This window comes from Desulforhopalus vacuolatus (genome assembly GCF_016918505.1).
GTDB lineage: Bacteria > Desulfobacterota > Desulfobulbia > Desulfobulbales > Desulfocapsaceae > Desulforhopalus > Desulforhopalus vacuolatus.
Genome location: NZ_JAFFPZ010000099.1, coordinates 1 through 698 on the forward strand (window position 1 = coordinate 1; position 698 = coordinate 698).

Genomic DNA, 698 nt, shown 5'->3' on the forward strand with positions numbered 1-698 from the left:
GTATCGGTTCCGCCATTATCATCGGTCACGGTAACAGGGATTGTCAAGATCTCGGAATCATCCACATTCAAATATTCGTACGTCGCATCAGTCGGATCGAAGCTGTATGAGCCATCTGGATGCAATGTGAAGCCTGCCGGAGCAGTTGAGCCCGGAGTGACCGTAAAGATAGCCGTCGAACCATCATCTACATCACTTGAGGCCAGGTTTCCGGACACCATTCCGGCACCTTCATCGACGGTCGTAGATACATCCACACCTGCTACCGGCGCATCGTTGGTACCGTTGACCGTAATCTGAATCTGCATCGCATCCGTACCACCGTTCTCATCCGTCACGGTGACCGGAACTGTCAGCACCACCGTATCACCAACATTGAGATGGTCGTAGGCCACATCGGTCGGATCGAAACTATAGGTTCCATCCGTGTCCAGCATAAAACCGGATGGAGCAGTAGATCCAGTTGTAATACTGAAGGTTGCCGTTTCCGGATGGTCAACATCCGTAGCAGTGAGCACACCGTCAATTGTCGCGGCGCCTTCATCAACGGACCTGGTTACATCTGCGCCTGCTACCGGAGCGTTGTTCGTACCGTTAACCGTGATCTGGATCTGAACCGTATCGGTTCCGCCATTATCATCGGTCACGGTAACAGGGATCGTTAAGATCTCGGAATCACCCACATTCAAATATTCGTA

General features: G+C 51.9%; 1 protein-coding gene. It reads right to left on the reverse strand.

What is annotated here, in order from left to right; genetic code table 11:
- The coding region (locus JWG39_RS16060) for a cadherin-like domain-containing protein (RefSeq protein WP_205220446.1) at positions 1–698 on the reverse strand (698 nt) is incomplete at both ends.